We start from the raw sequence: 13,219 nt of genomic DNA, 5'->3' as shown, positions 1-13,219 counted from the left end.
CCTGGCCTGCAACTGCTTTGTGTAGGAGCGGCCTTGCGTCGCGAAAGGGGCGCGAAGCGGCCCCAGGTTTTGTGTGGTGACATAAATCGCCGGGGCCGCTTCGCTGCCCTTTCGCGACGCAAGGCCGCTCCTACAAAAAGCGAGTGTGGGGTGATTCAGAAGGGCGCGTGAGAGACCAGCTGGCCACTGATCAAGCCGTAAGCCACCAGCCCGATGGTCAAGGCGGCCAGGGTCACGCGTACGGTCAGCGCTTTCAGCAAGCGCGTCGAGTTTTCATCGTCCTTGACCAGAAACACCAGGCCACTGAACAGGCTGGCAACCGTGGCCAACAGCATCAGGACAATCGCGGCCTTGAGCATGGCGCTTCTCCGGGGGGATGCAGTGATGTGGATAAGTATAGCGAGGCGCCCGTGAGGCCGTTTCGCCCAGGTTGGCTACCGACCCTGGTGGTGCTCGCGCTGCTGCCGGGCTTGATCGCGCTTGGCTGCTGGCAACTCGGCCGCGCCGAGCAAAAGCGCGCGCTGCTGGCGACCTATGCCGAGCGCAGCATCGATGCGCCCCTCTCTACTGCCCAGTTGCAGCAACGCGACGATAGCGCATTTCGCCGCGTGCACCTGTACGGCCGTTTCGATGCCGAACACAGCCTGCTGCTGGACAACCGCATGCGCGACGGCCAGGCCGGTGTCGAGCTGCTGCAGCCCTTCCATGACCAGCCCAGCGGGCTGTGGCTGCTGGTCAATCGTGGCTGGTTAGCCTGGCCGGACCGCCGCGTGCCGGTGCACTTCGAGACCCCGACGCAGGCGTTGGCGCTGGATGCTTCGGTCTATGTGGCGCCCGGCAGCACCTTCCAGCTGCACCCCGACCCGGTCGGGGGCCAATGGCCGCACCTGCTGACCGCCATCGATGCCGCGCAGTTGTGGCAGCAGCTGGCCCGTGAAGGGTTCGCCCATGAGCTGCGCCTGCAACCCGGCCCGGCCGCCTATCGCCTGGACTGGCCGGTGGTCGCGATGGGCCCGGAAAAGCACCTGGGCTACGCCGTGCAGTGGTTTGCCCTGGCCGCCGCGCTGGTGCTGCTTTACCTCTACTTTGGCTGGCACAACAACAAGAAGGAGAACCACCATGGCCGCCACCACCAGCCCACTGGAAGTGCCTGAGCGCCGCAAGCCCAGAGCCCGCGGGCGTTTGCAACTGGTCCTGATACTGCTGGTTGTGCTCGGCCCGATGATCCTGGCCACCAGCATGTACAAGCTCAAGTTCTGGGTGCCGGAAGGCCGCAGCTATCACGGCGCCATGATCGGCAATGGTGAAAGCCGCACGGATATCGGCGTGGCAGGCCAGGACGAGCGATGGCAGTTGCTGGTCAGTGCGCCCGAAGCCTGTACCGAGGACTGTCAGCGCCTGGTGTACCTGGCCCGGCAAATCCAGGTCGGCCTGGGCCGCGATGCCAGCCGCGCGAGCCATGCGCTGGCAACCGCCCAACCGCTGACCGCCGACTACCAGGCACTGCTTGGTCGCGAGTACCCGCAGCTGCAACGCTACCCGCTGGATGCTCCGCGCTACCTGCAGAAGGTAGGCGAGCCCGGCCCGCAACTGTGGATCGTCGACCCCCACGGCAACCTGGTGCTGCGTTACGACAGCAAGGCCAACGGCAAGCACGTGCTGGACGACCTGCGCCACCTGCTCAAGCTCTCCAACATCGGCTAGGAGCCTGCCATGGCCAGACCCGGATTGCGCCTCGCTGTGTTCGCCACCCTGCTGGCACTGCTGGTCGTGTTGCTCGGTGCCTATACCCGCCTGACCCATGCCGGCCTGGGCTGCCCTGATTGGCCAGGCTGTTATGGGTTCATCAGTGTGCCCAAGACCGACGCCCAACTGGCCCACGCCGAAGTGCACTTCCCCGAGCACCCGGTGGAGGCCGCCAAGGGCTGGGCCGAAATGGTCCATCGCTACTTCGCCGGCACCCTGGCGCTGGTGATCGCCTGGCTGGCCTTGCAGGCCGTACGCCGCCATGCGCGTGATGGCCAGCCCTACCGCTTGCCCGTGCTGTTGCTGGTGGTGGTGCTTGCCCAGGCGGCGTTTGGCATGTGGACCGTGACGCTGAAACTCTGGCCGCAAGTCGTCACCGCGCATCTGCTGGGTGGGTTCACTACCTTGAGCCTGCTGTTTCTGCTGTGCCTGCGGCTATCCCGGGCCTTTGCGCCGTTGCCTAAACTACCGCTGAGCCTGCGCCGCATCGCGGCCCTGGCGCTGCTGGTGGTGGTCGGCCAGATCGCCCTGGGCGGTTGGGTCAGCGCTAATTATGCGGCGGTCGCCTGCATCGATTTGCCCACCTGCCATGGCCAGTGGTGGCCGGCGGCGGACTTCAGCAACGGCTTCCACCTGACCCAGCACGTCGGCCCCAACTACCTGGGCGGGCAACTGGACAGCGATGCGCGCACGGCCATCCACATCAGCCACCGGTTGGGTGCGTTGCTGGTCAGTGCCGTGCTGCTGATGCTGAGCTTCAAGCTTTACCGCTGTGGCCTCGCTGGCCTGGCGCGGCTGGTGCTGTTGGCCCTGGCGGTGCAGGTCGGGCTAGGCATCAGCAACGTACTGTTCCACCTGCCGCTTGGCGTGGCAGTGGCCCATAACGCCGGCGGGGCCATGTTGTTACTGAGCATGGTGCTGGTGAACTACCGCATCCGCGTGGCCGACAAAGTGCGCGTCGGCCACGGCTGGCGCCTGACGCCGGTGGTGGGCGTGGATATCTCGCACCCAATGAGGAACGATTCGTGGCGACGCTTCTAGGCGCACAACGGGCAGGCTGGCGCGACTATTTGGAGCTGACCAAGCCCAAGGTGGTGGTGCTGATGCTGATCACTTCCCTGGCAGGGATGTTCCTCGCCAGCCGCGCAGGCGTTGCCTGGAGCGTGCTGCTGTTCGGCAACCTGGGCATTGGCTTGTGCGCGGGCGGCGCTGCGGTGGTCAACCATGTGGTGGACCGGCGTATCGACGCCTTGATGGCGCGCACCCACAAACGGCCATTGGCTGCAGGCCGGGTCGCGCCGCTGCCGGCGCTGGCCTTTGCCTTGGCCCTGGCGTTGCTGGGCATGGCGCTGTTGCTGGTGTTCACCAACGCCCTCACCGCCTGGCTGACCCTGGCTTCGCTGCTGGGCTATGCGGTGCTCTACACCGGCTTTCTGAAACGTGCCACACCGCAGAACATCGTGATTGGCGGCCTGGCCGGCGCGGCGCCGCCGCTGCTTGGCTGGGTGGCGGTCAGCGGCCATGTCAGCGCCGAGCCTTTGTTGCTGGTGCTGATCATCTTCGCCTGGACCCCACCGCACTTCTGGGCCCTGGCCATCCACCGCAAGGAGGAATACGCCAAGGCCGATATCCCGATGCTGCCGGTGACCCACGGCGAGCGCTACACCAAGCTGCACATCCTGCTCTACACCCTGATACTGTTGGCCGTCACCCTGCTGCCCTATGCCATCCACATGAGCGGCCCGTTGTACCTGGCCTGTGCCCTGGCCCTGGGCCTGCGCTTCCTGCATTGGGCCTGGGTGTTGTACCGTGGCAGCCGCCCGCACGCGGCAATCGGCACCTTCAAGTACTCTATCGGCTACCTGTTCGCGCTGTTCGTCGCGTTGCTCCTTGACCACTACCTGTTGCTGAATCTATGACCCGAACCCAGAAAACCGTCTTCATCCTCGTCGCCCTGGTCGCGTTGATCCTGGGCCTGACCGTCAACAAGGTGCTCAATGGCCGCGACCAGCCCAACCCCACCGAGCTGATCGACGCCGGCATCATCCTGCTGCCGCAGAGCCGCACGGTGGCGGACGTGACCATGACCAACCAGGACGGCCAGCCGGTGGCGCTGGATGACCTGAAGGGCAAGTGGTCGCTGCTGTTCTTCGGCTACACCTATTGCCCGGACATCTGCCCGACCACTCTGGCCCAGTTGCGCCAGGTGAAGAGCGAACTGCCCAAGGAGGCGGTGGACCGGTTGCAAGTGGTGTTGGTGAGTGTGGACCCGAACCGCGACACGCCGAACCAGCTCAAGCAGTACCTGGGTTACTTCGACAAGGATTTCGTCGGGGTGGCGGGGTCGATCGAAGACACTCAGAAGCTGGCCAATGCCTTGAGCATTCCGTTCATTCCGGCGGATACCAGCAAGCCTGGGTATACCGTGGATCACAGCGGTAACCTGGCGATTGTCGGGCCGGATGGGCGCCAGCGTGGGTTCATTCGTGCGCCGTTCAACAACCAGAAGCTGCTGGCGCAGTTGCCGGGGCTGGTGAAGCGGGATTGAGATTTTGGGCCTGCTGCGCAGGCCTTTCCGACCGGTCCGGCGCCCCGGCAAGGCCGCTCCTACAGGGGAATGCGATCCCTTGTAGTCGCGAAAGGGCCGCAAAGCGGCCCCATGGATTTCGGATCAGAAAGCGGGTACTACAGCGCCCTTGTACTTCTCGTTGATGAACTGCTTCACCTCTGGCGAGTGCAGTGCAGCCGCCAGTTTCTTCATGTCATCCGAGTCCTTGTTATCCGGGCGGGCAACCAGGATGTTCACGTAAGGCGAGTCGCTGCCTTCAATGGCCAGCGCGTCCTTCTCAGGGTTCAGCTTGGCTTCCAGCGCGTAGTTGGTGTTGATCAGGGCAGCATCGACTTGGGTCAGCACGCGCGGGATGGTGGCCGCTTCCAGCTCACGGAACTTGATGTTCTTCGGGTTCTCGGCAACGTCCTTCACGGTCGACAGGATATTGCTGTTGTCCTTGAGGGTGATGACGCCGGCCTTGGCCAGCAGCAGCAAGGCACGGCCGCCGTTGGTGGCGTCGTTGGGAATGACCACGGTGGCGCCCGAAGGCAGCTCGGCGAGCTTCTTGTACTTGGACGAGTACACGCCCAGCGGCTCGATGTGCACGCCGGCAACGCTGACCAGGGCGGTGCCCTTGGCCTTGTTGAACTCATCCAGGTACGGTTGGTGCTGGAAGAAGTTGGCGTCCAGGCGCTTTTCGGCGACCTGCACGTTCGGCTGGATGTAGTCGGTGAATACCTTGACCTTAAGGTCCACGCCTTCTTTAGCCAGTTGTGGTTTGACGAACTCGAGGATCTCGGCGTGCGGCACCGGGGTGGCGGCAACGGTCAGGGTATCGGCGTGGGCCGAAAAGGCCGCAACAGCGGCAGCGACAGCAAGCAGCTTCTTCATGAATCACTCCTTGTGAGGGCCGCGACGGCCCCCGAACGGGTCGGCCAGGCCGACCCCATTGGGGTTACTTACGGGAAAAATGCACGACCAGTTTGTCGCCCACACTTTGCAGGACTTGAACCAGCACCAGCAGCAGCACCACGGTCACGACCATGACATCGGTCTGGAAGCGCTGGTAGCCGAAGCGGATGGCCAGGTCGCCCAGGCCGCCCGCGCCCACCACACCGGCCATCGCGGTGTACGAAACCAGGGTGATGGCGGTGACAGTGATGGCCGCGAAGATGCCCGGACGGGCTTCCGGCAACAGGGCACTGGTGATGATCTGGCGCGTCGTCGCGCCCATCGACTGGGTGGCCTCGATGATGCCGCGGTCGACCTCGCGCAGGGCGGTTTCGACCAGGCGCGCGAAGAACGGTGTGGCCCCTACCACCAGCGGTGGAATGGCGCCGGCGACGCCCAGCGAGGTGCCGGTGATCAGCACGGTGAACGGGATCATCACGATCAGCAGGATGATGAACGGCAGCGAGCGCAGGATGTTGACCACCAGCGACAGCAGCGCGTACACGCCCTTCTGTTCGAACATCTGGCGCGGGCCGCAAAGGAACAGCAGCACGCCCAGCGGCAGGCCCAGCAGCACGGTGAAGAACAGCGAGCCGAACAGCATGACCATGGTGTCGACGGTGGCCAGCCAGATTTCGGCCCAGTCGACGTTGGCGAAGAAATTCAGGGCGTCCATCAACGCAGTACCTCCATATGTACGTCAGCTGCCTTGAAGCGGTCGAACGCCGCTTCCATGTCGCCGCCGGTGACGGCCAGGGTCAGCTGCCCATAGGGGACATCCTTGATACGGTCGATACGCCCGGCCAGAATGCTGTAGTCGACGCCGGTCTCGCGGGCCACGGTGCCCAGCAGCGGTGCGTAGGTGGCCTCGCCCTGGAAGGTCAGGCGCACGATGCGCCCCGGTACGTGCGCGAAGTCGTCGCGCTGTTCGCCTTCATCGACCTGTTCGTCCTCCTGGACGAAACGCTTGGTGGTCGGGTGCTGCGGGTGCAGGAACACATCGGCCACCGAGCCCTGCTCGACGATCTGCCCGGCGTCCATGACCGCCACGCGATCGCAGACCCGGCGGATCACGTCCATTTCGTGGGTGATCAGGACGATGGTCAGCTTCAGCTCACGGTTGATCTCGGCCAGCAGTTGCAGCACCGACGCAGTGGTCTGCGGGTCGAGGGCGCTGGTGGCCTCGTCGCACAGCAGGATCTTCGGGTTGGTGGACAGGGCCCGGGCGATGCCCACGCGCTGCTTCTGGCCGCCGGACAGCTGCGCCGGGTACTTCTTGGCATGGTCGGAAAGCCCGACGCGGGCCAGCAGCTCGGTGACGCGCTTGTCGATCTCGCTGCGCGACAGCCCGCCGGCCAGGGTCAGCGGCAGGGCGACGTTGTCGGCCACGGTCTTGGATGCCAGCAGGTTGAAGTGCTGGAAAATCATCCCGACCTGCTGGCGGAAGCCGCGCAGCTGGTTGGCGTTGAACGCGGTGACGTCCTCGCCATCGACGATGATCGTGCCGCCCGAGGGCTCTTCGAGGCGGTTGATCAGGCGCAGCATGGTGCTTTTGCCGGCGCCGGAATGGCCGATCAGGCCGAACACCTGGCCGTCTTCGATGGTCAGGCTGGTCGGGTTGAGGGCGGGGATTTCCCTACCGGCGACGCGGTAGGTCTTATGGACATGTTGGAACTCGATCACGTAGCGAACCTTGTGGGGCGCATGGAATTTTGGGTCAGCGGTTAGCTGGGGTCGCGCATTTTAGCCTTTTCCCATAGCTGTTCTTAGCATTTATTTCGTCATGCACCAACCCAGCGGGCATAACGCGACAACCGGTAAAGCTTATTGAACGTAGCCAATCGGGATCCAGTCACTACTAGAACAAGCCCACACGGGCAAGCCTGAAGACTGATGAGGAAAGCCGACCATGCCCAGCAAGAAAACGGACGCGCCCAAAGAGAGCCAGGCCGCCGGTACCCAGACGCCCGACAAGGCCAATACCAATGCCAAACTGCAGAGCCTCGAGGCTGTGCGCAGCGATGCGACGGGCCAGGCTTTGCGGACCAACCAAGGCGTGCGCATCGCCGACAACCAGAACACGCTCAAGGCCGGTGACCGCGGGCCTTCGCTGCTCGAAGACTTCATCATGCGCGAGAAGATCACCCACTTCGACCATGAGCGCATCCCGGAGCGGATCGTCCATGCACGCGGCACCGGTGCCCATGGCTACTTCCAGAGCTACGGCAACCATGCCGCCCTGACCAAGGCCGGTTTTCTGCAGGACCCAGAAAAGACCACCCCGGTGTTCGTGCGTTTTTCAACCGTGCAGGGCCCACGCGGCTCGGGCGACACCGTGCGTGATGTGCGTGGTTTTGCAGTGAAGTTCTATACCGATGAGGGGAATTTCGACCTGGTCGGCAACAACATGCCGGTGTTCTTCATCCAGGACGCGATCAAGTTCCCCGACTTCGTGCATGCGGTCAAACCCGAGCCACACAACGAGATGCCTACGGGCGGCTCGGCTCACGACACGTTCTGGGACTTCGTTTCGCTGGTGCCGGAGTCTGCGCACATGGTCATGTGGGCCATGTCCGACCGTGCCATCCCCCGCAGCCTGCGGATGATGGAAGGCTTTGGCATCCACACCTTCCGCCTGATCAATGCCGAAGGGGTGGCCAGCTTCGTCAAATTCCATTGGAAGCCGCGCCAAGGGGTTCACTCTGTATTGTGGGATGAGGCGCAGAAACTGGCGGGTAAGGACACCGACTTCCACCGCCGCGACCTGAGCGAAGCGATTGAGATGGGTGACTACCCAGAGTGGGAGTTGGGCGTGCAGATCGTGCCCGAAGCCGACGAGCATAAGTTCGAATTCGACCTGCTCGACCCCACCAAGATCATCCCCGAAGAACTGGTGCCGGTCACGCCGCTGGGCAAGATGGTACTCAACCGCAACCCAGACAACTTCTTTGCCGAAGTGGAGCAGGTTGCCTTCTGCCCTGGGCATATCGTGCCTGGCATCGACTTCTCCAACGACCCCCTGCTGCAGGGCCGGTTGTTCTCTTATACCGACACCCAGCTGAGCCGCCTGGGCGGGCCCAACTTCCATGAAATCCCGATCAACCGACCGGTCGCGCCGAACCATAATAACCAGCGTGACGCGCTGCACCGGCAGACCATCCACAAGGGCCGCGCCTCGTACGAGCCGAACTCGATCGATGGCGGCTGGCCGAAGGAAACCCCGGCCGCTGCCCAGGATGGCGGTTTCGAGAGCTACCAGGAGCGTATCGATGCGGTGAAGATACGCCAGCGCAGCGAGTCGTTCGGTGATCACTTCTCGCAGGCGCGATTGTTCTTCCAGAGCATGAGCCCGAATGAGCAGCAGCACATCATCAAGGCCTACAGCTTCGAGCTGGGCAAGGTGGAGCGTGAGCATATCCGGGTGCGTGAGGTGAATGAGATTCTGGCCAACATCGACCTGAAACTGGCTGCGGCCGTGGCGGCCAACCTCGGCCTGCCTGCGCCCAAGGCCGGCACGGTTCAGGTCAAAGGCAGCAAGCTGGCGCAATCACCTGCCTTGAGCCAGATGAACCACCCCGGCGATGTTGGCATCAAGGGCCGCAAGATTGCCGTGCTGGTGGCTGACGGCGTGGACGGTGCCAGCGTCGATCAACAGGTCAAAGCGCTGGAAGCGCACAGTGCTCGCATCATGGTGCTCGGGCCTACGTCGGCGCCGGTTAAAACCGCGCAAGGCAAGCCACTGCCGGTAGATGCGTCGATGGAGGGCATGCCATCGATCATGTTCGACGGCATTGTGGTGCCGGCTGGCAAGGCGTCGTTGGATGCGTTGGGTGCCAGTGGGCTGGCCAAGCACTTCCTGCTAGAGGGTTACAAGCATCTGAAGGCGATCGCGCTGGCCAAGGAAGGCAAGGCGTTGCTGGACAGCTTGGGGCTCAAGGAGGACAAGGGGCTGCTGCTGGGGGATGACCAGAAGACCGTAGATGCCTTTGTGAAAGCCGTTGAAGGGCACCGGGTGTGGGAGCGGGAGGCAGCTGCTGAAGCAGTGCCAGCCTGACAGGGCCGCTTCGCGGGGCAATCCGACTTGCCCCGCGAAGCATTCAGCGCTGGTGCGGGACCAGAACCACCTGTGCCGGCAGTTTGCGCTGGATTTCATGCTTCTGCTTCAGCGCAAAGCTGCTGTCGAGCTTGTGAACCCGCTTTTCCAGCAGGGTCTTCAGCCAAGGGGCGTCCTCGGTGCGCGGTACCTGAAACACCACCTCGCACTGGTAATTGACCACGTCCTTGGCAATCTCATCGAGCTGACGGCGCATGGCAGCCATGTCCGTAGTCTTCAGCGCAATCACCGTGCTTGGCGCAGTCGGGTCGATGACCCGCGCCTGGGGCTTGGCCTCGGCAGCTTTCAACGCCGCCTCGGCTTTCTCCAGCTCGGCCTTGCGCGCCTGGCTGACGGCATCACCACCGGTTACTGCCGGGGCTTGCGGCATCAGGGCGCGGGCGCGGGCCAGAGCGGTGGCCGCAGCGTTGACATCGCCCTTCTGCAGGACGATCTGGCTACGCTGCAGATACGCCTCGGCCAACTGCCGCTGGTATTGCTCCAGGCGCGGGTCTACCGGCGACTGTGCCTGCAAGGCAGCCAGCTGGTCTTCGGCGGTGGCCAGCTCATTGCTGGCAATGTTTTGTTGCAACTGCTGCCAGGCATCGGCTTGAGCAGGTGCATCGGCCTGTTCGACCGGTGCGCTGGAACAGGCAGCCAGGAACAGGGAAAACGCGGCAACAAGCAGATAACGGGAGGCGAACGGCTTCATTCCTGCGACTCTCTATTTGCGCAAAAAGCGAGCAAGTCTACACCCAGGTGCGCACGCTCGAAAACAAGTCTTACAGACCCTTTACCCGTGAAAAGGTTGCAGGGCGCGCCTTCGGGCGCCCTGGCTTTCAGCGTTTCGGCAGGGCCAGGCTCAGCAAGAATAGCACTGCCGCGCAGACCACGATCGAAGGGCCGGCTGGGGTGTCCTTGAACCAGGACATGGCCAGGCCGCCACAAACCGCGGTCACCCCCAGCAGGCTGGCACCCAGGGCCATCTGTTCGGGCGAGCGGGCGTGGCGCTGCGCCGCAGCGGCCGGAATGATCAGCAACGAGGTGATCAGCAGCACGCCGACGATCTTCATCGCCACGGCAATCACCACCGCAATCAACAGCATCAATGCCAGGCGCAGGCTCGCCACGGGCAGGCCCTCGACCATGGCCAGTTCCTCGTGCACGGTCACCGCCAGCAAAGGCCGCCACAGTGCGGCGAGCAACAGCAGTACCAGTGCGCTGCCACCGAGGATCCAGGCAAGGTCGGTGGTGCTGATGGCCAGCAGGTCGCCGAACAGATAGGCCATCAGGTCGATGCGCACGTCGTGCATGAAGCTCAGCACCACCAGGCCCAGGGAAAGCGTGCTGGGGGCAAGGATGCCGAGCAGGGTGTCGGAAGCCAGTGGTTGGCGTTGCTGCAAGGTCACCAGCAGGATCGCCAGCAGCAGGCAGCCCACGGTCACCGCCAGGGCTGGGCTGACGTCCAGGGCGAAACCCAGGGCGACGCCGAGCAAAGCGGCGTGGGACAGGGTGTCGCCAAAATAGGCCATGCGCCGCCACACCACGAAAGACCCCAGTGGGCCGGCCACCAGGGCCAGGGACAGACCGGCAAGCAGGGCGTAAAGAAGAAAATCAGCCATGCTTGCAGTGCTCTCCGTGAACATGGGTGCCAGGGGCGACCACCGAGCCATGCAGGTCGTGGCTGTGATCGTGATGGTGGTGATAGATGGCCAGGCTTTTCGCGTTCTGGCCGAACAGTTCGACGAAAGCCGGGTCGCCGCTGACTTGCTCCGGGTGGCCGGAGCAGCACACGTGGCGGTTGAGGCAGACCACCTGGTCGGTGGTGCTCATGACCAGGTGCAGGTCGTGGGAGACCATCAGCACGCCGCAGCCGTGGCGGTCGCGCAGGCGGGTGATGAGGTTGTACAGCTCGGTCTGGCCGACCACATCGACGCCTTGCACCGGCTCGTCCAGCACCAGCAGTTGCGGCTCGCGCAGCAGGGCCCGGGCCAGCAGCACGCGCTGCATCTCACCGCCGGAAACGGTCTGGATCGGGTTGTCGATGACGTGCTCGGCGCCCACTTCCTGTAACGCCGACAGCGCCGCTGCCCGGTCGACGCCCGGCACCAGGCGCAAGAAGCGCAGCACCGACAGCGGCAGCGTGGCGTCAACCTGGATTTTTTGCGGCATGTAGCCGATGCGCAGGCGCGGTTTACGCCACACTTTGCCCCGGTGCGGCTTGAGTAGCCCCAGCACGGCGCGTACCAGGGTGGTCTTGCCTGCCCCGTTGGGGCCGATCAGGGTCACGATCTGGCCCGGCGCCACCGACAGGTCGATGCTGTCGAGCACCGCTTCGCCGGCGAAGGTCACACCGACCTGCTCCAGGCGGATCAGTGCGTCGCTCATGCCGCGCTCCGGCAGCTGCCGCACAGGCCTACCACTTCCACGGTCTGGGTTTCGACGCTGAAGCCGACGCCCTTGGCGCTGTTGATGATGGCGTCGCTGATGCTGGCCTGCTCCAGCTCGATGGCCACATGGCAGGCGCGGCAGATCAGGAACTGGCCCTGGTGCACGTGCTCGGGGTGGCTGCAGCCGATGAAGGCATTGAGCGAGGCGATGCGGTGCACCAGGCCGTTGTCGAGCAGGAAGTCCAGGGCGCGGTACACGGTTGGCGGCGCGGCGCGGCGGCCGTCCTGCTCACTGAGCACGGCAAGAATGTCGTAGGCGCCCAGCGGTTTGTGGCTTTGCCATACCAGCTCCAGCACACGGCGGCGCAGCGCGGTCAGGCGCAACCCTTGGCGGGTGCACAAGGCATCGGCTTCGGCCAGTGCGCTGTGTACGCAATGGGAGTGATCGTGGGGGCGGTTGGCCAGCGGCGTGATGGACATGGGCAGCGACGGTTCTGGATGGAGACGTTATTATGTTACCTGTTTCTGTCGAGCCGAGTATTCACCGTGTCCCGATTCCTAGCCCTTTTTGTCGCTTTCATCGCATTTTCAGCCCAGGCCGACGTGCGTGTGCTGACCAGCATCAAACCGCTGCAGCAGATCGCCGCCGCCGTTCAGGACGGGGTCGGCAGCCCGGATGTGCTGCTGCCGCCTGGCGCCTCGCCGCACCATTACGCCCTGCGCCCCTCCGACGTACGGCGCGTCGCGGACGCCGACCTGCTGTACTGGATCGGCCCGGACATGGAGAACTTCCTGCCCAGGGTGCTCAAAGGCCGGGACAAGGCCACCATCGCGGTTCAGTCGCTGACCGGCATGCAGCTGCGCCATTTTGGCGAAGACAGCCACTCGCATGAAGAAACCGACCAGGACGACCATGATCACGACCACCGCCCCGGCAGCCTGGATGCGCATTTGTGGTTGTCGTCGGTCAATGCCCGGGTGATCGCGGCGAAGATGGCGGCGGACCTGGCCGAGGTCGACCCGGCCAATGCCACGCGCTATCAAAGCAACCTGAAGGCATTCGTCGAGCGCCTGGATGCTCTGGATGGGCGCATCAAGGCACGTGTGGCCGGCATCGCCGACAAACCGTACTTCGTGTTCCACGAAGCCTTCGACTACTTCGAGGCCGCCTATGGCTTGAAGCATGCCGGGGTGTTCAGCGTGGCTTCGGAGGTGCAGCCGGGCGCCCAGCATGTGGCGGCCATGCGCAAACGCCTGCAGGAAGTGGGCAAGACCTGTGTGTTCAGCGAACCGCCGCTGCGCCCGCGCTTGGCCGAGACGTTGACCGCCGGGCTGCCGGTGCGCCTGGCCGAGCTGGATGCCCTGGGCGGCACCGACCCGGTGGACGGCAAGGGCTATGAGCGCTTGCTGGAGAAGCTGGGCGGTGACCTGGCTGGGTGCATGGAGCAGTTGTAAACCTGTAGCGGCTTCTTCGCGAGCTTGCCCCGC

15 protein-coding genes are annotated in these 13,219 nt (G+C 64.2%); 7 read left to right on the top strand and 8 right to left on the bottom strand.

Features of this window, described 5'->3' with window-relative positions; translation table 11 throughout:
* Positions 1-155: 155 nt before the first annotated feature.
* The gene (locus DJ563_RS20675) at positions 156-359 is read right to left on the bottom strand and encodes a twin transmembrane helix small protein (RefSeq protein WP_033702513.1); all 204 of its coding nucleotides are present in this window, start codon (positions 357-359) and stop codon (positions 156-158) included.
* Positions 360-410: 51 nt separating this feature from the next.
* Here DJ563_RS20675 and DJ563_RS20670 point away from each other — a divergent pair, with 51 nt between their 5' ends.
* The 5 genes from DJ563_RS20670 to DJ563_RS20650 are packed head-to-tail and all read left to right on the top strand — an operon-like array spanning position 411 to position 4,294.
* On the top strand, positions 411-1,154 hold the full coding sequence (locus tag DJ563_RS20670; RefSeq protein ID WP_274097808.1) for an SURF1 family protein: 744 nt from the start codon (positions 411-413) through the stop codon (positions 1,152-1,154).
* Positions 1,120-1,704 (top strand): hypothetical protein, encoded by a 585-nt coding sequence (locus tag DJ563_RS20665; protein ID WP_274097807.1) that lies wholly within the window; start codon positions 1,120-1,122, stop codon positions 1,702-1,704. The genes DJ563_RS20670 and DJ563_RS20665 overlap by 35 nt, the downstream gene beginning before the upstream one ends.
* Before the next feature lie 9 nt (positions 1,705-1,713).
* Positions 1,714-2,787, top strand: a complete 1,074-nt coding sequence (locus tag DJ563_RS20660; protein ID WP_274097806.1) for a COX15/CtaA family protein — start codon at positions 1,714-1,716, stop codon at positions 2,785-2,787.
* Positions 2,772-3,665, top strand: coding sequence for a heme o synthase (gene cyoE, locus DJ563_RS20655; protein WP_033702517.1), 894 nt, complete (start codon positions 2,772-2,774; stop codon positions 3,663-3,665). Before DJ563_RS20660 ends, cyoE begins: the two co-directional genes overlap by 16 nt.
* Complete coding sequence (locus DJ563_RS20650) at positions 3,662-4,294, top strand: SCO family protein (protein WP_274097805.1); 633 nt, start codon at positions 3,662-3,664, stop codon at positions 4,292-4,294. Before cyoE ends, DJ563_RS20650 begins: the two co-directional genes overlap by 4 nt.
* A gap of 123 nt (positions 4,295-4,417) precedes the next feature.
* Here DJ563_RS20650 and DJ563_RS20645 read toward each other — a convergent pair whose 3' ends face one another.
* The 3 genes from DJ563_RS20645 to DJ563_RS20635 all read right to left on the bottom strand — a co-directional run bounded on the left by DJ563_RS20645 (position 4,418) and on the right by DJ563_RS20635 (position 6,931).
* A complete protein-coding gene (locus DJ563_RS20645; RefSeq protein ID WP_274097804.1) occupies positions 4,418-5,188 on the bottom strand; it encodes a MetQ/NlpA family ABC transporter substrate-binding protein in 771 nt (256 codons plus the stop codon).
* 64 nt (positions 5,189-5,252) lie between these two features.
* Positions 5,253-5,924: a methionine ABC transporter permease gene (locus DJ563_RS20640; RefSeq protein WP_033702520.1), complete on the bottom strand. Its 672-nt coding sequence runs from the start codon at positions 5,922-5,924 to the stop codon at positions 5,253-5,255.
* Entirely contained in the window at positions 5,924-6,931 is a 1,008-nt protein-coding gene (locus DJ563_RS20635; protein WP_033702521.1) for a methionine ABC transporter ATP-binding protein, read from the bottom strand. Before DJ563_RS20635 ends, DJ563_RS20640 begins: the two co-directional genes overlap by 1 nt.
* A 226-nt stretch (positions 6,932-7,157) precedes the next feature.
* On the opposite strand from DJ563_RS20635, the gene katE reads away from it, so the two are divergent.
* Positions 7,158-9,302, top strand: a complete 2,145-nt coding sequence (gene katE / locus DJ563_RS20630; RefSeq protein ID WP_434518259.1) for a catalase HPII — start codon at positions 7,158-7,160, stop codon at positions 9,300-9,302.
* 43 nt (positions 9,303-9,345) lie between these two features.
* Here katE and DJ563_RS20625 read toward each other — a convergent pair whose 3' ends face one another.
* The 4 genes from DJ563_RS20625 to zur all read right to left on the bottom strand — a co-directional run bounded on the left by DJ563_RS20625 (position 9,346) and on the right by zur (position 12,211).
* Positions 9,346-10,053, bottom strand: coding sequence for a PA5502 family lipoprotein (locus DJ563_RS20625; RefSeq protein WP_033702523.1), 708 nt, complete (start codon positions 10,051-10,053; stop codon positions 9,346-9,348).
* A 127-nt stretch (positions 10,054-10,180) separates the two neighbouring features.
* Positions 10,181-10,963, bottom strand: coding sequence for a zinc ABC transporter permease subunit ZnuB (gene znuB / locus DJ563_RS20620; RefSeq protein ID WP_274097802.1), 783 nt, complete (start codon positions 10,961-10,963; stop codon positions 10,181-10,183).
* Positions 10,956-11,729, bottom strand: coding sequence for a zinc ABC transporter ATP-binding protein ZnuC (gene znuC / locus DJ563_RS20615; RefSeq protein ID WP_033702525.1), 774 nt, complete (start codon positions 11,727-11,729; stop codon positions 10,956-10,958). Before znuC ends, znuB begins: the two co-directional genes overlap by 8 nt.
* Positions 11,726-12,211, bottom strand: coding sequence for a zinc uptake transcriptional repressor Zur (gene zur, locus DJ563_RS20610; RefSeq protein ID WP_033702526.1), 486 nt, complete (start codon positions 12,209-12,211; stop codon positions 11,726-11,728). Before zur ends, znuC begins: the two co-directional genes overlap by 4 nt.
* An 18-nt stretch (positions 12,212-12,229) precedes the next feature.
* Here zur and DJ563_RS20605 point away from each other — a divergent pair, with 18 nt between their 5' ends.
* A complete protein-coding gene (locus DJ563_RS20605; protein ID WP_434518258.1) occupies positions 12,230-13,186 on the top strand; it encodes a zinc ABC transporter substrate-binding protein in 957 nt (318 codons plus the stop codon).
* Positions 13,187-13,219 lie beyond the last annotated feature (33 nt).

Source organism: Pseudomonas sp. NFX1 (assembly GCF_051123555.1).
Lineage (GTDB): Bacteria > Pseudomonadota > Gammaproteobacteria > Pseudomonadales > Pseudomonadaceae > Aquipseudomonas > Aquipseudomonas capeferrum.
Note: the sequence above shows the minus strand (reverse complement) of the source record. Positions and strands in the feature narration are given on the sequence as shown.